Genomic DNA, 18,084 nt, shown 5'->3' on the forward strand with positions numbered 1-18,084 from the left:
TAATCTTTTATCACAAAAAAATGAAGGCGATTCATAATGATACATCCGTTTGAAATAAAAGAATCTTCTGTAAGAAAGGGCATACAAAATAAAAAAAGAACAAGAAATCGTTTTCACAAACATTTCATTTGAAAAATGTTATCAAACACCCTACAATCACCTTATACTCACTCTTACAAGTTGCTATTTTAGGAGGACTAATCATGACAACTAGCAATACGTACAAATTTTATTTAAACGGAGAATGGAGAGAAAGCTCTTCAGGAGAAACAATCGAAATTCCATCTCCATACTTACACGAAGTAATTGGACAAGTACAAGCAATTACTCGCGGAGAAGTAGATGAAGCAATTGCATCTGCAAAAGAAGCTCAAAAATCATGGGCAGAAGCTTCTCTACAAGATCGCGCAAAATACTTATATAAATGGGCTGATGAGCTCGTAAATATGCAAGATGAAATTGCCGATATCATTATGAAAGAAGTCGGTAAAGGATATAAAGATGCGAAGAAAGAAGTTGTTCGTACAGCTGATTTCATTCGTTACACAATTGAAGAAGCTCTTCATATGCATGGAGAAAGCATGATGGGCGATAGTTTCCCTGGCGGAACGAAATCTAAACTTGCGATCATCCAACGCGCACCACTTGGTGTTGTATTAGCAATCGCACCATTTAACTACCCAGTAAACTTATCTGCTGCAAAACTTGCACCAGCATTAATTATGGGTAACGCTGTTATTTTCAAACCAGCAACTCAAGGTGCAATTAGTGGTATTAAAATGGTGGAAGCACTTCATAAAGCTGGCCTTCCAAAAGGCCTTGTAAATGTAGCGACAGGACGCGGTTCTGTAATTGGTGACTACTTAGTAGAACACGAAGGCATCAATATGGTATCGTTCACAGGTGGTACAAACACAGGTAAACATTTAGCGAAAAAAGCTGCAATGATTCCACTTGTATTAGAACTTGGTGGTAAAGACCCTGGTATCGTTCGTGAAGATGCTGACTTACAAGATGCTGCAAATCACATCGTAAGCGGTGCATTCTCTTACTCTGGTCAACGTTGTACAGCTATTAAACGTGTACTTGTACACGAAAACGTTGCAGACGAGCTTGTTAGCTTATTAAAAGCACAAGTAGCTGAACTATCAGTTGGATCTCCAGAACAAGACAGCACAATCGTTCCATTAATCGACGATAAATCTGCTGACTTCGTTCAAGGTTTAGTTGATGACGCTGTTGAAAAAGGTGCAACAATTGTTATCGGTAACAAACGTGAGCGTAACTTAATTTACCCAACATTAATCGACCACGTAACAGAAGAAATGAAAGTTGCTTGGGAAGAGCCATTTGGCCCAATCCTTCCAATCATCCGTGTTTCTTCAGATGAGCAAGCAATTGAGATTGCTAACAAATCAGAGTTCGGCTTACAAGCAAGTGTCTTCACAAAAGACATTAACAAAGCATTTGCAATTGCTAACAAAATCGAAACTGGTTCTGTTCAAATTAACGGACGCACAGAGCGCGGCCCTGACCACTTCCCATTCATCGGTGTAAAAGGTTCAGGTATGGGCGCACAAGGTATTCGCAAGAGCCTTGAGTCTATGACACGTGAAAAAGTAACTGTATTAAACTTAGTTTAATCTTATATGTAGAAGCTGATCTGATTTTGGATCAGCTTCTTTTTATATACATGCTTCCAAGAATAATAGCGTATTTATTTCAAATTCCGATTTGGTTTTCCAAATCGAACTAAAACATGCCATAATAATTTAAATTCCTGAAGCACTTCTTCATACGTTCCGCGATCACTCCACGATAGTGGATTACTTTTCAAATCCATTGCAGCAGAACCAATTATATGTGCATCAATACAATTATTTCGTGCAATGCGCCTTGCCAAAGATGGCATTTTTGAACCTCTAAAATCCATTGGAACTTCATCTACCATCAGTACAAAACCCTTGTGCCAATACAAATCAATAAAATACTTCAGACAAATTTCTTCTAAAGTTCTACCTACATTCGTCCCCTTAAATGAAGGATCTACAACAAGCGCTTCCACGTCTTCTTTAAGAGAAATATCTCCATGAATCTGTGCTTCAATATAATGATTAAGATTACGAGCTGACTCTTTGTTTACTACATCTATAAACGGCCTTTCCAAGTTAGCTAGTAAATGATGAATGAATCTTGTTGGAGTCAAATTCCCTTCACCAATTGCAAAATCTCTTACGAATGTCTCTTCCAAAAGAGCAGCTAAAATCATATCAAACTCTTCATAAGTACCTTTTTCTTTTGGATCTTGATGCGAATCTAAATACGTATATGTAGAACGATAAGAAACTTTTGGAGATAAGAGAAAATAACATGATCCAAAGCGCGGGGCAGGTCCATCTGGATGTAACATTACATTTAGCGCCCCATATTTGGACCGTTCATTATTCGTTACGCCTTCCAATTGATATGCGCCTCCAAATATTCTCTGTTCCCAAAGGTCACGTTCACCACCAGGATAAGCAGATACACTCCCATTAGATAGCAATGTTTCAAACTGACTTTTATATATTCCTTGCTCAAACAGTGCTTCAGCAATATTTTTCATATTCGAATCTAATCTGTCAGGATGAAAGTGTAAAGCAATCCTCGCATTTGATTTTAAATGAACGACAGCTTCTTCAAACATTTCATCAGTAATATTAGACATTTTCAATATATGGTTAATTGTTGCTTTAGCCTCACGTTTTTCGTTCTCTGCATATTTTGAAATGTACTCTAAAGCAAATAATTGAGATCTTGATAATTCCATAATCAAACCTCTCCTTTCATTAAAATGACCTTAATCATTTCAATGAAAAGCTTATTCTTTCCTTCTTATGAAACGAAGCCTGTTAAAAAAATAGATGCTTCGAATTAAGATTTTCAGACAAAATTCTTTGTACTGTAAAGTGAAACTTTAATCAGTGGGGGGTCTTATTGCCCATTAATGCGGGGTAAAATTGACCTTCACTCTGTCGCTATTTCTTCTACACAACTAATAAACGCTACAGCCCTTCCTGACTCTCTTTTAATCACAAACTCTTCTCTATAATCTGATTATTACCATATCCATTGACGTATAAAAATTCATTTGTTACTCTTAACTACGTTAATTTAATATTTAAATCCTCATTCGTATCTCGGTGAGGTAGAGGTTGCAGTCATTAAGAGTATCATTTCAGGAGATGTAGTGGCATTGATGAAGGAATGAGAAAGGAATGATTGCCGAAGTAAGTCGTGTCCACCATGCACACTTGCTGGGTCTGCATTTAATAAGTGCAGAACTGTCACAAACGAAACGTTTCGTTTGTGGAGAGCTATCGAGAGGTATGTCGTGGGTTTCTTATAAGATAGAAAGCATGTAGCGGCAAATTACGTGCTTTTTTTGTTTTGTTTGGGACTTCTCTTCTCTACTAAGAAGACATACATATCTCCTCGCTTGACTTGGTTATACTAACTTTGGAGGTATTTTCTATGCAACAAAAAAAATGGGGCTTTTGGGTACTAACAGCTTTCGTTGTCGGTAACATGGTTGGCGCTGGTATTTTCATGGTGCCAAGTACGTTGGCACAAACAGCAAGCCCTCTCGGTGTCACTTTAGCTTGGTTAACAACAGGGTTTGGTGTTTTAATGCTAGCTCTTGTTTTCGGTAATTTAGCAATTCGTCGTCCTGATTTAACGACAGGACCACAAAGTCATGCATATGCTTTATTCTCAACACCAAAAAAGAAAAAAATGGCTGGTTTCAGTATGGTATGGGGATATTGGGTTGCAAACTGGGCAAGTAACGTTGCCATCATTACATCTTTCGCGGGATATTTATCACTCTTCTTCCCAATTATGAAAGATACACGACTACTATTTTCAATCGGCTCTTTTAACATAGAAGTCGGAAAACTAATTACATTTACGATTTGTTCCATCTTACTTTGGGGAACTCATATTATATTAACAAACGGTGTAAGCGGAGCTGGAAAGCTAAACTTCTTAGCAACAACAACGAAAGTAACTGGATTCCTTTTATTCATCGTCGTTACGTTATTTGCATTCGAAGCTTCTAAGTTTGGACAATGGTACACACCGATGATCGATAAATCAGGTGTATCACACGGCCTACTTTCACAAGTAAACTTAGCTGCTCTTACAACGCTTTGGGCATTTATCGGAATTGAATCGGCAGTACTTTTATCAAACCGTGCTACCTCTCCTAAAACAGTAAAACGCGCAACAGTTGCGGGATTACTTATTACAGTTGCGATTTACTTAGGAATTACAATTTTAACAATGGGTGTACTTCACGTTGATAAATTACAAGCTTCTGAACGTCCATTAGCAGATGCATTAAACGCTGCAATGGGTCATGGCGGCGGGAAACTGATGGCATTACTTGCTCTTACTTCCCTATTCGGTTCTATATTAGGCTGGATTTTATTAAGCTCAGAAGTACCGTATCAAGCAGCAAAAGAAGGTTTCTTCCCTTCCTTCTTCACGAAAACAAATAAAAAAGGAAGTCCAATTTACTCATTACGATTAACAAACATTATGTCGCAAGTGTTCTTATTCTCAACATTATCAGGAACTATTGCGGAAGCTTATACATTCGTTATTACCGTATCAACACTGGCCTACCTCATTCCATATCTCGTTTCACCAATCTTCCAGTTAAAACTAGTCGCAACTGGTGAAACATATAAAAATGAAATGCGGGCAAGAATTACAGATGGTATAGTCGCAGTGATTGCACTTTGCTACGCACTATGGGTTATTAAAACCGGTGCATCCGATATAAAAACGTTCCTTCTCGGAATTGGTTTATTCGTAATCGGCTTTGCCTTCTATCCATTAATGAATCGTGATCAGAAAAAAAATAACGAAAAGAAAAACGAGCAAGTTGCATAACGCAATTTGCTCGTTTTTTCTTTTATAAAACATATATAATAGAACAAAGAGGTGAAAAACATGTCAATCGAATCACTATGGAGCAGTCGCTTCCAACAACATATGCAAAATATCATTACATACTTTGCACGTATGATTAACGGTTTACTATATAGCTTTATCTTTATTTCATGTGTTGGCGCATACTACTATGCTCAGTTTCTAAAAGCATCTCCTTCTAAAGGAATATCTTTACTACTCATCACGATTGTACTTACATTCATTATAACGAGATGCCCGATCCGTACATTTATTCAAAAGCCTGATGCTGTCTATTTGCTTGCATTAGAAGAGAAACTAACATCTTATTTTAAAAAATCTCTTCTATATAATTACATCATTCAGCTTTTCCCATTATTATTTACGTTCCTGATTCTCGTTCCACTTGCAATGCAATCATTACAAGTAACGGTACCTTTCTTATGTACAATCTTTATCGTTTTAATGATTACGAAAGCTTGGAATATGTACATACATTGGATGTGGCGTGATAGCCATGAAAAAAACATATGGTTCATTATTCGTATTGCTTGTAACGCCCTAATCATTTACATGCTGTTTTACTCAGCACATGTTCTCATATTAAGCGGATTGCTCTTATTACTTGCTTTCCTGCTTCTATATACGAAAAAACAGCCTACAAAAAGAATACCGTGGGATTACATAATCGAACAAGAAGAAAAAATGAATGTTCGTTTTTATCAATTTGCTAGCATTTTCACCGATGTTCCACAACTGAATAAGCAAGTAAATAAAAGAAAATGGCTTACAAATTGGATTGAACCTTTATTACATAAAAAAAGAGCAACTTTCTTCTATTTACATACACTCGCATTTTTACGCGGGAATGATTATTTCGGTATATATATTCGCTTAGGCTTAATCGGTGCCTTCGCCTTATATTTTATACCAAACATATACGTAAAAGGCGCTATCGCTTACATCGTCCTATATATGATCTCTATGCAGCTACGTTCCCTGTGGAAATATTTTTCAGGAAATATTATTGTAGCATTATATCCAATTGATACTGAAAAACGAATGAACCAATTTCTTCGCTTAATCTTTATATTACTAAGCATTCAACTCATTGTATTTTCAAGTGTTATACTCATTGCTACAGGTCAATTTTTACATAGCCTTATCATTATGATTGTCGGGTTACTCTGGATCAAATTTATTATTGTACCAAAAACGAAGAAACGCATTTCCGCATTTTAACGAAAAAAGAGGCTGTACATCACAGCCTCTTTTTTCGTTCCGAAATTTCTAATCACTTTTCATAGGCAATTCTCATATAGTGAAAATGACTATACAATTCCTATCCATAAGTTAACTAATGATTTTACACATATATAAAGTGAAACTTTAATCAGTGGGGTTTTGTTCATCCCCCACTGATTATTAGCCTTCACCAATCGGACGTTTACGGACAGTTGATCTCCCACCGAACTGCTTTGCTCCAACTGAATTTTGAGGTGGGAGTTTTACTGTCCGTTAACGCGGGATAAATACAAAAGATGGGAGCCTTATTTATGAATAATAATCCGCCTTCAACGCCCCCAAATCCACCGGAAACGAATAATAATGAAGTGAGTTTACAAACGTTACGCGTCATTGGGCTTATTGTACTAATTAGTGGCTACATATTAGTAGCTCTTTCTGAAGTAGGAACGTTAAAAAATCTTTTGCTACAGCCTAGCACCACTCCAGACTTAGCTGAAGTTGATCCGTTCTAAAAATCATATAAAAAGCGAGTCCCAGTATAACTGGTTCGCTTTTTATATAGTTTTACCCAATCTGAGAAACCTCTCTCTCATCCTCATACTTCTCTTTCCCTATCGCCTTCATAAATAATAAAATACTGCTCATACCAACGATAAAGTACAGAGCACTCATGCCCCAAGATGCAAGAAATGAGCCTAACATAACACCTAATGCCCCGTTCATTTTTGCCACTTGAAAGACCATCCCATTAATCGCCATATAAGAACTTCTCGCCTCATTTGGCACCATATCTGCCATTATAGATTGACGTACTGGCACATACATCATCTCTCCTACTGTTTGGAAAAGCCCTGCGATTAATAAGATCCATAAACTATTGCTTGTTCCGAGTATTGTAAAGCCAATTGTATAAATGAATAAACCTACATATAAAATTTTTAAATCATTGAAGCGTTTCATCATTTTAATAAGAAGCGCTGAACATAATACAATTAAAATTGTATTTTCTGCTGAAATCCAGCTCAGCATGCGAATACCTGTTAAATCAAATGTAAAACCATTCCAAAATAAAAAGTGCACCGTTTCAAATTCCTTCTGCAAACGTACCCCTAAATAATTATTAATTTGGAACTCTAAAGATAATGTACATATACTTGCTGCACAAAAAATTAAAAACGTTCTATCTTTCATCACGACTTTATAACTATCCGCCATATCTTTTAATACATTTTTCTTCTCTACCGCTTTTCGTGCTACATACACTTCTTCCATATATACAGCCATCACATATAAAGTAATAACTGCAATAACTGTTAATCCGATAAACAATTGTAATCTATAGTTCTCAAATAGTAATCCGCCAGATATCGCTCCAATTGCAATTGATAAATTAATTGCCCAGTAGTTAATGCTGTACATCACTTTTCGGTTTTCCGGTGTACTCACGTCAATTAACATCGCCTCTGTCGCAGGATTCATAAGTCCAGATCCTAAACTATTCACTAACATAAAGATAAATGTTAACCACGGTGAGTCTACATAATCCGAATTCGCAACCCCCATACAAGCGATGGAAATGACTTGTATACTTTGACCGATAATCATCACCTTTTTACGACCGAGCCGATCTCCCACATATCCACCGTATAAACCAATTACTAATGAAGCTATGACATTAATGAGTAGCAATGCACCTGCAATCGCACTACCTAACTTTATTGAAAAGTAAATCGCCATAAATGGAAAAATCATCGTGGACACAGCACGTGTTAAAAACGAAGTTATAATTCTAATTTTTATATTTCGATGCATACTCCAAAATCCCATTGTTCCCCCTCCTTATGCTTACTTATTTTACTTTGAAAAAGAGGAAGAAAAAGGTTAGAATATTCTAAAGAGTTTCCTCTTTTATGATAGAAGGAAGTGTATATATGAAAATTATGGACTATTACATCCGGTTAAGATTACACGCACAAGATCAACAGCATATCCGAAATAGCTTACAAGAATTAGCGGATATTTTATATTGCAGTACGAAAAACGTAAAAATTTTATTAAAGAAAATGAGTGAGGAGCAATTCATTCACTGGACTCCAGGGAGAGGCCGCGGGAATAAAACGGAAATTCTATTTATACATAGTCTCGTAGAAGCGATTGAATCCTACACAGATGAACTGTTAGCGCAAGAAAAATTAAAGGATATCTTTCTTCTTTTAAAAGAACCGCTACCTCTTGCACTTCAAAAAAAGATAGAAAATAAACTACATCATCATTTTGGATACGAACCTTCAAATGATATGTACGACATATTAAAAATTCCTATATCGAGAAAGATATTCCCATTAGATCCGGCTTTTGTCGCTGTAACTACAGAGAGCCATCTTACGAGTCAAATTTTTGACACGTTAGTCGTTTATAACGATGTTACTGAAAAGATGGAACCACACATTGCACATACGTGGGAATTAAGTGAAGACGGACTTACGTGGACCTTTTATTTACGAAAGGATATATATTTTCATAACGAAACAGTTTTAACTTCTAAAGATGTACAATTTTCATTTGAACGATTAAAGCAAATGCATTCTCCTTTCGAATGGTTAACAGAAGAAATTGTTCAAATTGAAACACCATCACCACTGCAAATTCGATTCCATTTAGCAAAGCCAAATTTATTTTTCTTACACTATGTAAGTTCCATGCAATTAGCAATTTTGCCATGTGATGCTAGTATTCAAAATCATCATTATATAGGTACTGGACCTTTCAAACTTACTCATTACTCTGAAGATAATATCGTACTCGAAGCGTTCACCCATTATTTTAAAGAGCGCGCGTTATTAGACCGTATTGAATTTTGGGGTATTCCTGATCATGTGCAAATCGATGCTGATTATGAACTACCAAATGAAGAGGAAAATGAAAGACATGATATACAAATAGAAGAAATAGGTTGTATTTATGCTAGCTTCAATTTTACAAAACCTGGTCCTCATCACGACATGTATTTTCGAAAAGCTTGGAGAGAAATATATGACGTTGAAACGATACTTCATAGCATAGATGGCCGACGAACAATTGCCGCATCAAGCTTTTTCCCTGAAAGAAGCCGCCAAGCTACTAAAAGGTCCTACTCTTTAGAAAAAGCGAAAGAGTATTTAAAAAAGAGCACCTATAATGGAGAAACGATACATATTTACTTCTTCGCATTTAAAGATAGTGCAAATGACGCACATTTCCTAAAGGAACGCTGTGAACAATTAGGAATACACGTAGAACTTCATCCATTTCTCGTTTCAGATTATATGGATCATTCTATCGATAAACATGCCGATATTATTTTCATGGGAGAAGTGTTTGCTGCTGATCATGAACTTGCATTCTTAAATGTATTTAAAAATAAAAGTTGCTTCGTAAATCGGTTCATGGACCCGCACTATGAAAACCAAATTAACTGTTTACTTGATACCTTTTTATTAGAAGAAAATAAAGAGAAGCGCTATGAGCTCATGTATGAAATCGAAGAATTTTTACAAGCAGAACACATCATTTTATTTAACTATCACGTTTTAAAAAGAAAAACATATCCGTCTTCTTTAAAAAACGTAACAATTGATTCATTCGGCTGGGCAAATTTTGCGAAGTTATGGATACAGCCATCCATGTCTTAAAATGTGAGTCATTATAAAGTGAAACTTTAATCAGTGGGGGTTTTGTTCCTCCCCACTGCCCGTTAATGCTGGATAAAAGGAGAGGAACCATGAAACGCACCCTAGAAAAAAGACTTTCCTATCTATACACAGGTGAGTTATTTTCAGTCATTACTTTTATTTTCACAAGCTACTTACTTAATTATGCTTATCCTACGTTACATTTATATTCCCTATATTCTTTTTGGGTCTCATTTCTTCTTTTAGAGTTTATCTTATTACAAGGAACACTTTACTGGTACGTAAAGTGGAAACGACTAAAAAAAGAGAAAACATCTGTTACACCTATTAGGGTGATTCAATATTTAAAAATACTTAAAAAGATAAATATAGCATTCATTATCACAGGATTTATTACGTTTACTATTGATTTTGTAATTTGGTATCCCCACTTACCTTTAGGTGGGCTATCATTCACTCTATTTATTTATATTTTTGCATTACTTGAGTACATTAACTATTATCACACTCAGCTTTCATACGATAACATTTCTGATATTAAACGTTTAATCAAATCAAAAAAACTAAAAGAGTCCTGTATAAGTAAAGATTTTCAACGTATTTCATAAAAGAGAAGGTACTACATCCCTAGTAGTACCTTCTTCACATACAGATACAAAATATTATTTAATTACTCCATCTAAGTGATCTTTCAAGTTCAATAAATATTGTTCAATATCCGGATTCTTCACCACATCATAACAAGCAAAACTCTTTAACGGACTCATGCCGAGAAACTTTTGCACGCGGTGTAAGTGGCTAAGCGTTGACTCTAAACTTTCTCCCTCAAAGAACTTCGTCTTATCTCCAAATGCTTTCTCAGGCGCATTCCAAGTTGTAGAAAACATATACTCTTTCTCTTTTAATAAACCACCTGTCCCATATTCATCAGCACCTTTAAAGAACAAACCGTATTCATATACTTCATCCATATACGTTTTAAATAAGCCCGGTACACTAAACCAGTAAATCGGTGTTTGATAAATCACAACATCGGCCCATAAAAACTTCTCTTGTTCTTCCTTAATACTATAGCCATCTTGAACCGTCGTTGTTTTCACATGATGTTTCTCACTTAATACCGTTACCATATAATCAACTAACGTTCTATTTAAACGTCCTTCTTTCGTACCGTATTTTTCATGTCCATTTATAATAAATATATTTTTCATCGCTTTTCTCTCCCTTATTTTATTCCTCAGCTATTAACCCCAGTTGCTGTTTCAGCGTAAGATTATCTTCTAAATGCCAGTCTTCCGTGATCTTTCCGTCTTTCACATGTAACATATCAATGGCGAAAAAATTGATTTTCTTATCATTATGCGTTCCTGTAAAAGAAAGACGAGCTGTTACTTTATCACCGACGACTAATAAATCTTCAATCTCGCAATGTATATTAGGAACGACTTTATGAAAGTTTTGTGCCGCAAACTTTAATCCTTCCGTGCCTTGTGGTCGCCCTTTCGGCAATGTATTATCGAGAAAATTTTCAGTAACAGTCTGCGGAATAAGCTCCTCCTTACCTGTATCCCAAAATGCATAAAAACGCTGCGCTGCATGAACCATTTCGGTCGCTTCTTTTTTACTTAGTGAGGGATCAATTGTCATTGCTTTTGGCTTTGGCATTTCTTTTAATAACTGGACTTCCGTTTTTTCTTCCACGCTGCATGCTACAAGTACAATACAAACAACAAACAAACTAAGGAATCCAAACAACTTTTTTATTCCAATGAAAATCACCTCCTCTTCATCTAAACCCTTTGTATTTCGTATTGCTATTGTATATGCACTAACTTCCTTAATGGAAGTAGTGATATTTTTTTCATATAGTTACTAAAAGTATAGTTTTGTGATACTATAAAGCAAATTCATTCAAAAAAATTTTATGGAGGCTAGTTCCATGAACAATATAGATCCAGTTGAATTAACGAAAGGTTTACCTGGCATACCTTGTCCTATCGCTAAAACGCTTGATGTAATTCGTACAAAATGGACGTTTTTAATCATTCGCGACCTTCTTATCGAAGGAACATTGCGCTTTAGTGATTTACAAAAATCAATGGACGGGATTAGTCCGAAAACATTATCGCTTCGACTAAAAGAATTAGAGTCTCAAGGCATTATAACGAGAAAAGTATATCCAGAGGTTCCGCCTCGTGTAGAGTACACATTAACGGATAAAGGAAAGCAATTAGAGGGGATTTTCATTGAATTAAAACGATTTGGATTAAGTTTATAAAACAAAAACCCCTTACCGTCGTAAGGGGTTTTATTACTTCGCAAAACTTTCAGCTAGCTGTTTCTCTCGCCACATAAATGTGATACCGAGACCAACTATTAAAACAACTCCTGAAAATGCATATGGATAATGAATATTCATATCAAATAATATTCCGCCCATCGCTGGTCCTGCGATATTTCCTAAACTCGTATAAGTCGAGTTCATACCAGCAACGAATCCTTGCTCTTTTCCGGCTGCTTTTGATAAAAACGTCGTTAAAGCTGGACGAAGTAAATCAAATGCTAAGAAAATGAAGCAAGTAACGAGGAGTACAATCCAATAATTAAAGACTATAGTTGAAACGAACGCTAATACTGCACCTACAATTAAACATATTTGAATCAACACTTTTTCACCAAACATATCAACCAATTTGCCAAACATAAATACTTGCACAACTACACCAAAGATGGAGCTAATCGTAATAATTGCGGCAATATCTTTCGGTGTAAATCCAAACTTATGATCAGAAAATAAACTAAACACAGTTTCATACGCTGATAATCCGAATGCGAGTACAAATACGATAATAAATGCAATTGCATACATTGGATGTAATGATTTCTTTAAATCACCAATAAAACTTGATCCTTTCGTATTAGCAGAAATCTCTGCAAGTTCTTCCTTCGTTAACGGCTCTTTCAAAATAAAGATCGAAATTACACATGCTATAAAGGCAATTGCTGCTGCAACGAAAAACGGCACACGTATACCGTACTCTGCAATAAATCCGCCAATTCCAGGCCCTATAATAAATCCAGTGCTAATTGCCGCAGATAAATATCCCATCGCCTTTGGACGTTCTTGCATAGAGGTAATATCCGCAACATATGCCGTAACACCAGGCATAATAAACGCAGCACTAATTCCGCCTAACACCCGTGCTGCATAAAGCATCCACACATCTTTTCCTAATCCAAAAAGAAGTTCTGAAACACCAAAAATAAATAATCCAATGATGATCATTTTCTTCCTGCCGTAAAGATCAACCCACCGGCCTGTAATAGGTGACGTAATGAGCTGAGCCATTGCAAACACTGCAACGAGATATCCCATCGTCTTCCCTGTTAAACTCATGTCATTCATAAAGGACGGCATAACCGGAATGATTAATCCAATCCCTAAAAAAGCGATAAATATATTACTCAAAAGAATGACCAATACCATCTTTTGTTCTTTTATCGGTTTCTTCACTTTTTAACACCTCTTCCCTTAAGTTCCTCAAAAAAATAATGCCCAAGAAGCTTTTTCTTTATCCTGCTATTTGTGGGCTAATCATGAGTAGAGATGCCTCCACTCATTAGAATTTCACACTATCCTTCCACACATACATAAGCATTAGGTGAATGACTATCATTCAGTTTTCCTCAAAAATGAACCTACCTTTTCAGACAGGTTCATCTCACTATTTCTTTATATGTAGTGCATGTGTTAAAAAATCTAGTACTTCTGCCTTTTGTAGCTCGACTTGCTCTTCATCTTTATGATCATATAAATAAACTTGTTCCGCTGCTGATTCAACAAGAGCGATAAATAACTTCGCTGTTCGCTCCGCGTGAACCGAATCGCGAATTTCACCAGCTTCTTTCGCCTCATTTAAAAACTCGCTTAGCCACATATAAAGAGGCTCATACACAGCTTCCCATTCTTTTATATGTTCTGTAGATGCAAGACCAGCATACATTAAAGCTTGTATTTCACGATACTCAGCTATGAAGTTAAATACCGCATCTATTACTTGCGTCACTTTGCTTGAGAAAGGCGCATCATTTTGCACTTTTTCTTTCACTGCAAGTATCATCTTTTCAACCATCACTTCTGCTATTGCAGGCATAACAGATAACTTAGAAGGAAAATATAAATAGAAAGTTCCTTGTGCAATACCAGCTAATTTCACGATATCAGAAATCTTCGTTTTTTCAACGCCCTTTTCCTGAAACACTTCAATAGCTGCATAGACAATTTTCTCTTTTTTATTCATCATCTGAACCCTTTCATACGCGTATTGAATGACTGTCACTCATTTTATAAAATAACTAGCTGTACTGTCAATTATCGTGTACTTTTTATAACAAAAATCTCCTAACGACTTGTTAGGAGATACAATATATTTTTACGAAAGAGCCTTTAATCCTGTCACTCCGCATACAATAAGAGCCACACTAATGATACGTGCTTTACTTTTCGACTCACCAAACAGGAACATGTTTAATAAAACGGCACCTGCTGTTCCAATACCAATCCAAACCGCATATGCGACACTTACTTGTAAAAATAAGAAAGATGTATACAAGAATGCAAAGGATGTAGCAAAGCCGCCTATATAAAGCGCACCATTTGCTAATGTTTTATCTTTACTATACATTTTTAGACCGATCACACCGACTATTTCACTAATTGCAGCACAAAATACGAAAAACCAACCCATCTTTAAGCAGCCCCTTCCATAGTTTCTTCTTTATTATCAGCTAGCTTTAAACCGATAACGCCAGCTACAACCATCACGATGAAGAATAACTTTCCTACACTGAAACTTCCGCCAAAAAGGAATACATCCATTAAGAACGTACCTACCGTACCAGCTCCAGCAAAGATGGCATATACAGTTCCTGTCGCAAGATGTTCACACGCTTTAGAAAGAAAGTGAAAATCAATAGCGATAACTCCTAAAATAATAATCCAATGCCACCAAGTATCGGCCGTATTAAAACCAAACACCCAAAAAATTTCAAAGATACACGTTAATATGACATATAACCAAGCTCTACTTTTCATACCTCTCACCTCTTATGACTGACTATCAGTCATTTTTGTTTTAAAAAATATTCTCTTTCATCACTACTATATATAAACAACTATCATCCTCATTTACCATTGTATTTGTTCCGTTTCTAAGCTAACTACATCCTGCCACGGAAAAAATGACTGAATGTCATTCATAAGTATTGTACATGGATATTTTATGAACTGTCAACGCCGAAAAAATATTTAAAATTTATTTCATCCGATTTGTATATTTCTTAATAATCTGTCAATACTGCTAGTAACATAATATTTTCTCCACTCCCCCTTGGAGATATCCCTTTAATAGAGCAGTTAGCGTTTGCTAGCTGCTCTTTTTATTTTTCATCTTTCATAATCCAATTCAATCGCATGTTCACTTGATCCAAAATAGAGTGAAACTTTAATCAGTGGGGGTCTTACTGCCCATTAAAGCGGGATAAATCACATTCAAGAAATCATAATTTATCTACTATGAAGATATACACACTAAATTTTCACATCCAATTTACCGAGTAGTTAGCGTTTGCTAACTACTCTTTTTTATTTTCCAGCACACTGTGAGATTAAATCAATTTTCATCATATATATGTTTTCTATTTATTTTCCAAAGAGGCCTTGTATGCAATAATCTTATTCTCAAGCATCTTTTCTGTAATGACTAAGTTTTCTCTTTGCATCTGAATAGATTTCCTATGATTTTCTAGGAGCTGTAAACGGGATTCGGTTGTATGCTCCCCTTCTAAATATAACCTAGCATATTCTCTAATTTTCGCTATTGGCATTTGCGTTTGTTTTAATTTCATGACAAACTGCAACCACTTTATATGTGATTCTTCATAAAGTCGATTCCCATTTGTATCGCGATTTGCAATTAATATATTTTCCTTTTCATAATAACGTAGTGTATGTGTACTCACTCCTATTAATTTAGCCACCTCGCTAATTGTGTACATACTCTCACTCCCTCCACATGCTCATCCTCATATATTTTATAGCCTTATCAAATTAATAAAAAACATTTGACTTAGAGTATACTCTAACAAATAAAATCTAACCATAATACATTTATTTGAACTTAGGGGGATTTTATATGAAATACACTGTTATTACTGGCGCTAGTTCTGGAATTGGCTATGAATCGGCTTTAGCCTTTGCATCTCGTGGAAAGAACTTAATACTTGTCGCTCGAAGACAAGAAGAATTAGACGGATTAAAATTAAAAATTAACGAAATGAATCCAGAATTGGATGTTGTTATTCGAAGAACTGATTTATCTATCACGGAGAATGTTTATAAGCTTTATGAAAGCCTACAAGCCTTTCAAATTGAAACGTGGATTAACAACGCAGGATTTGGTAATTTCGCCTCAATTGCTGAACAAAACTTAAACAAAATTGAAACGATGTTACATGTCAATATAGAAGCACTAACAATACTCTCTTCTCTTTTCGTTCGAGATTATTCCATGGCTGATGGCACACAACTTATTAACGTTTCATCAGGCGGTGGATACACAATTGTCGCTGATGCTATTACGTATTGCGCTACGAAATTCTATGTAAGTGCATTTACAGAAGGTTTATCTCACGAATTGAAAGAACAAGGTGCAAAACTGCAAGCAAAGGTTTTAGCACCTGGTGCAACTGAAACAGAATTTGCAAAACGTTCATTGGATATTAATGAGTTCCAATACGATAATGTTGTACCGAAATTCCACACCGCAAAACAAATGGCACAATTTATGCTTGATCTTTACGACAGTGATAAAGTTGTAGGGCTTGTCGATGGTTATACTTATAACTATGAGCTTAAAAATCCCATTTTTAATTTTGCTGTAAGAAAAACGAATTCAAACTCTTAATTCCCCTAAAATATAGAGTCCCACTATTACGTAAATAATAGTGGGACTTTTTTCTTTCTGAAACTTTCACCCAACATACCGAATCATCGCCACCTCATCACAATAATCAACCTTTGGACAATGTCTACAATCAATCCATACTTTCTCTGGTAACACCTCTCTATTCACAAAATCAAACCCGCACTTTTGAAAAAATTCCGTTTCATATGTTAAAGAAATGACTCTATTCACTTTTATTTTCGCTGCCTCATTTATTAGATGGTTCACTAACATACGTCCGATTCCTTTTCCTGCATATGTATGCGAAACGACTAATGACCGAACTTCTGCAAGGTCCTCCCCTAACACATGTAAACCAGCAACTCCAACAATTTCTTCCCCTTCTTTCATAACATATAAACATTGTAAATATTGAAAGAGAGACAAAAGTGAACGCGGTAAAACCACTCCTTCTTTTGCATAAGCTTCAATGAGACTGTAAATTTCTTTCACATCACTCGTAACTGCATTAAAGATTTTCATATTCTATCCCCTTGCCCCCGATATTAATATCTATAAACAGATGTGAATTTTAATACATAATTTTATATAATAATACATCTCTCCTCTATCCCCGTCAATCACTTTATATAAACAAAAAACCAAGCAATCTAATCGATGCTCGGTTCCTCATTTCGTATCGGTAATACTGTCGAATATTTAATTTCACGAAGTGCTAAACTCGTCTGTATCCTTGTAATCCCAAGCTTATTCAGCTTTCTAATAAACTGTTCCAGCTCTTTACGATCACGATTTGCAACCTTTAATAAATAATCATACTCTCCTGTTAAACAGTGACATTCTAACACTTCCGGCATCGATTCTAATTCTTTTTCCAACACGTCAAGTTTATCTGATTTATGAATATTTGTACTCATAAAAATGAAGCATAACAAATCAAAACCAAGCTTTTCTTGATTTAAAATGGCTACTTGCTTATCAATGAACCCTTCTCCATCTAATCTTTTTATTCTCGCATGCATCGCAGCTGGTGATAAGTTAACGCGTCGCGCAAGCTCTGCATTACTTACTTGAGACTCCTTCTGCAATATATCTAAAATTTGTACGTCTAAATCATCTAACACTTTAATAACTGACGACTCCATCAAAATTCCCCCTTTTTATTACCGATGATTATTCGAAAAAACACCTTATAATCTAAATAAAACTGAATATTCTTCCGTAAATAGTATTCAAAACAAAAT

At 35.6% G+C, this 18,084-nt stretch carries 19 protein-coding genes and 1 riboswitch; of the genes, 8 read left to right on the top strand and 11 right to left on the bottom strand.

Annotation, left to right across the window (positions count from 1 at the left end):
• Nucleotides 1–203 precede the first annotated feature (203 nt).
• Nucleotides 204–1,643 (top strand): NADP-dependent glyceraldehyde-3-phosphate dehydrogenase, encoded by a 1,440-nt coding sequence (gene gapN, locus MR115_RS19550; protein WP_061677872.1) that lies wholly within the window; start codon nt 204–206, stop codon nt 1,641–1,643.
• A 74-nt stretch (nt 1,644–1,717) separates the two neighbouring features.
• Here gapN and MR115_RS19555 read toward each other — a convergent pair whose 3' ends face one another.
• Nucleotides 1,718–2,809 (bottom strand): DUF3626 domain-containing protein, encoded by a 1,092-nt coding sequence (locus tag MR115_RS19555; protein WP_242242424.1) that lies wholly within the window; start codon nt 2,807–2,809, stop codon nt 1,718–1,720.
• Between the two features lie 371 nt (nt 2,810–3,180).
• Nucleotides 3,181–3,367, top strand: a riboswitch (Lysine riboswitch).
• Between the two features lie 146 nt (nt 3,368–3,513).
• Between MR115_RS19555 and MR115_RS19560 the strand changes: the two genes are divergently transcribed.
• The 3 genes from MR115_RS19560 to MR115_RS19570 all read left to right on the top strand — a co-directional run bounded on the left by MR115_RS19560 (nt 3,514) and on the right by MR115_RS19570 (nt 6,716).
• Nucleotides 3,514–4,938, top strand: a complete 1,425-nt coding sequence (locus MR115_RS19560; protein WP_048545652.1) for an amino acid permease — start codon at nt 3,514–3,516, stop codon at nt 4,936–4,938.
• A 60-nt stretch (nt 4,939–4,998) separates the two neighbouring features.
• Nucleotides 4,999–6,198 carry an ABC transporter permease gene (locus MR115_RS19565; RefSeq protein ID WP_242242426.1) on the top strand — a complete coding sequence of 400 codons (1,200 nt, stop codon included), beginning with the start codon at nt 4,999–5,001 and terminating at the stop codon, nt 6,196–6,198.
• Nucleotides 6,199–6,512: 314 nt separating this feature from the next.
• Nucleotides 6,513–6,716 carry a hypothetical protein gene (locus MR115_RS19570; RefSeq protein WP_071722644.1) on the top strand — a complete coding sequence of 68 codons (204 nt, stop codon included), beginning with the start codon at nt 6,513–6,515 and terminating at the stop codon, nt 6,714–6,716.
• 52 nt (nt 6,717–6,768) lie between these two features.
• Here MR115_RS19570 and MR115_RS19575 read toward each other — a convergent pair whose 3' ends face one another.
• Nucleotides 6,769–8,031 (bottom strand): MDR family MFS transporter, encoded by a 1,263-nt coding sequence (locus MR115_RS19575; RefSeq protein WP_242242428.1) that lies wholly within the window; start codon nt 8,029–8,031, stop codon nt 6,769–6,771.
• A gap of 104 nt (nt 8,032–8,135) precedes the next feature.
• Here MR115_RS19575 and MR115_RS19580 point away from each other — a divergent pair, with 104 nt between their 5' ends.
• Together MR115_RS19580 and MR115_RS19585 are read left to right on the top strand one after the other, a co-directional pair.
• Nucleotides 8,136–9,875 carry an SgrR family transcriptional regulator gene (locus MR115_RS19580; protein ID WP_242242430.1) on the top strand — a complete coding sequence of 580 codons (1,740 nt, stop codon included), beginning with the start codon at nt 8,136–8,138 and terminating at the stop codon, nt 9,873–9,875.
• An 89-nt stretch (nt 9,876–9,964) separates the two neighbouring features.
• Nucleotides 9,965–10,483, top strand: a complete 519-nt coding sequence (locus MR115_RS19585) for a general stress protein (protein WP_242242432.1) — start codon at nt 9,965–9,967, stop codon at nt 10,481–10,483.
• Between the two features lie 54 nt (nt 10,484–10,537).
• On the opposite strand, the gene MR115_RS19590 is transcribed toward MR115_RS19585, so the two are convergent.
• Nucleotides 10,538–11,086, bottom strand: coding sequence for an NAD(P)H-dependent oxidoreductase (locus MR115_RS19590; RefSeq protein ID WP_242242433.1), 549 nt, complete (start codon nt 11,084–11,086; stop codon nt 10,538–10,540).
• Between the two features lie 19 nt (nt 11,087–11,105).
• Nucleotides 11,106–11,645: an ester cyclase gene (locus MR115_RS19595; protein WP_242242549.1), complete on the bottom strand. Its 540-nt coding sequence runs from the start codon at nt 11,643–11,645 to the stop codon at nt 11,106–11,108.
• A gap of 169 nt (nt 11,646–11,814) precedes the next feature.
• Here MR115_RS19595 and MR115_RS19600 point away from each other — a divergent pair, with 169 nt between their 5' ends.
• Nucleotides 11,815–12,153, top strand: coding sequence for a winged helix-turn-helix transcriptional regulator (locus tag MR115_RS19600; RefSeq protein ID WP_001059468.1), 339 nt, complete (start codon nt 11,815–11,817; stop codon nt 12,151–12,153).
• 33 nt (nt 12,154–12,186) lie between these two features.
• Here the strand turns inward: MR115_RS19600 and MR115_RS19605 are convergent, their stop codons facing one another.
• The 5 genes from MR115_RS19605 to MR115_RS19625 form a co-directional block, all read right to left on the bottom strand.
• Nucleotides 12,187–13,389 carry an MFS transporter gene (locus tag MR115_RS19605; protein WP_242242435.1) on the bottom strand — a complete coding sequence of 401 codons (1,203 nt, stop codon included), beginning with the start codon at nt 13,387–13,389 and terminating at the stop codon, nt 12,187–12,189.
• 211 nt (nt 13,390–13,600) lie between these two features.
• On the bottom strand, nt 13,601–14,179 hold the full coding sequence (locus MR115_RS19610) for a TetR/AcrR family transcriptional regulator (protein WP_242242438.1): 579 nt from the start codon (nt 14,177–14,179) through the stop codon (nt 13,601–13,603).
• A gap of 129 nt (nt 14,180–14,308) precedes the next feature.
• Nucleotides 14,309–14,623, bottom strand: coding sequence for a DMT family transporter (locus MR115_RS19615; RefSeq protein ID WP_000539674.1), 315 nt, complete (start codon nt 14,621–14,623; stop codon nt 14,309–14,311).
• 2 nt (nt 14,624–14,625) lie between these two features.
• Nucleotides 14,626–14,970 (bottom strand): DMT family transporter, encoded by a 345-nt coding sequence (locus tag MR115_RS19620; RefSeq protein ID WP_242242440.1) that lies wholly within the window; start codon nt 14,968–14,970, stop codon nt 14,626–14,628.
• 602 nt (nt 14,971–15,572) lie between these two features.
• Nucleotides 15,573–15,932 carry a MerR family transcriptional regulator gene (locus tag MR115_RS19625; RefSeq protein WP_242242441.1) on the bottom strand — a complete coding sequence of 120 codons (360 nt, stop codon included), beginning with the start codon at nt 15,930–15,932 and terminating at the stop codon, nt 15,573–15,575.
• 137 nt (nt 15,933–16,069) lie between these two features.
• On the opposite strand from MR115_RS19625, the gene MR115_RS19630 reads away from it, so the two are divergent.
• Complete coding sequence (locus tag MR115_RS19630) at nt 16,070–16,840, top strand: SDR family NAD(P)-dependent oxidoreductase (RefSeq protein WP_242242443.1); 771 nt, start codon at nt 16,070–16,072, stop codon at nt 16,838–16,840.
• A 66-nt stretch (nt 16,841–16,906) separates the two neighbouring features.
• Here MR115_RS19630 and MR115_RS19635 read toward each other — a convergent pair whose 3' ends face one another.
• Nucleotides 16,907–17,362, bottom strand: a complete 456-nt coding sequence (locus MR115_RS19635) for an N-acetyltransferase (RefSeq protein WP_242242445.1) — start codon at nt 17,360–17,362, stop codon at nt 16,907–16,909.
• A gap of 128 nt (nt 17,363–17,490) precedes the next feature.
• Nucleotides 17,491–17,985 (bottom strand): Lrp/AsnC family transcriptional regulator, encoded by a 495-nt coding sequence (locus MR115_RS19640; RefSeq protein ID WP_061677859.1) that lies wholly within the window; start codon nt 17,983–17,985, stop codon nt 17,491–17,493.
• Between the last annotated feature and the right edge of the window lie 99 nt (nt 17,986–18,084).

The organism is Bacillus cereus group sp. BfR-BA-01309, from assembly GCF_022664315.1.
GTDB lineage: Bacteria > Bacillota > Bacilli > Bacillales > Bacillaceae_G > Bacillus_A > Bacillus_A mobilis.

Coding starts and splice junctions, on each gene's coding strand:
- gapN (WP_061677872.1), top strand. CDS start 204: ATGACAACTAGCAATACGTACAAATTTTATTTAAACGGAGAATGGAGA.
- MR115_RS19555 (WP_242242424.1), bottom strand. CDS start 2,809: ATGGAATTATCAAGATCTCAATTATTTGCTTTAGAGTACATTTCAAAA.
- MR115_RS19560 (WP_048545652.1), top strand. CDS start 3,514: ATGCAACAAAAAAAATGGGGCTTTTGGGTACTAACAGCTTTCGTTGTC.
- MR115_RS19565 (WP_242242426.1), top strand. CDS start 4,999: ATGTCAATCGAATCACTATGGAGCAGTCGCTTCCAACAACATATGCAA.
- MR115_RS19570 (WP_071722644.1), top strand. CDS start 6,513: ATGAATAATAATCCGCCTTCAACGCCCCCAAATCCACCGGAAACGAAT.
- MR115_RS19575 (WP_242242428.1), bottom strand. CDS start 8,031: ATGGGATTTTGGAGTATGCATCGAAATATAAAAATTAGAATTATAACT.
- MR115_RS19580 (WP_242242430.1), top strand. CDS start 8,136: ATGAAAATTATGGACTATTACATCCGGTTAAGATTACACGCACAAGAT.
- MR115_RS19585 (WP_242242432.1), top strand. CDS start 9,965: ATGAAACGCACCCTAGAAAAAAGACTTTCCTATCTATACACAGGTGAG.
- MR115_RS19590 (WP_242242433.1), bottom strand. CDS start 11,086: ATGAAAAATATATTTATTATAAATGGACATGAAAAATACGGTACGAAA.
- MR115_RS19600 (WP_001059468.1), top strand. CDS start 11,815: ATGAACAATATAGATCCAGTTGAATTAACGAAAGGTTTACCTGGCATA.
- MR115_RS19610 (WP_242242438.1), bottom strand. CDS start 14,179: ATGATGAATAAAAAAGAGAAAATTGTCTATGCAGCTATTGAAGTGTTT.
- MR115_RS19615 (WP_000539674.1), bottom strand. CDS start 14,623: ATGGGTTGGTTTTTCGTATTTTGTGCTGCAATTAGTGAAATAGTCGGT.
- MR115_RS19620 (WP_242242440.1), bottom strand. CDS start 14,970: ATGAAAAGTAGAGCTTGGTTATATGTCATATTAACGTGTATCTTTGAA.
- MR115_RS19625 (WP_242242441.1), bottom strand. CDS start 15,932: ATGTACACAATTAGCGAGGTGGCTAAATTAATAGGAGTGAGTACACAT.
- MR115_RS19630 (WP_242242443.1), top strand. CDS start 16,070: ATGAAATACACTGTTATTACTGGCGCTAGTTCTGGAATTGGCTATGAA.
- MR115_RS19635 (WP_242242445.1), bottom strand. CDS start 17,362: ATGAAAATCTTTAATGCAGTTACGAGTGATGTGAAAGAAATTTACAGT.
- MR115_RS19640 (WP_061677859.1), bottom strand. CDS start 17,985: ATGGAGTCGTCAGTTATTAAAGTGTTAGATGATTTAGACGTACAAATT.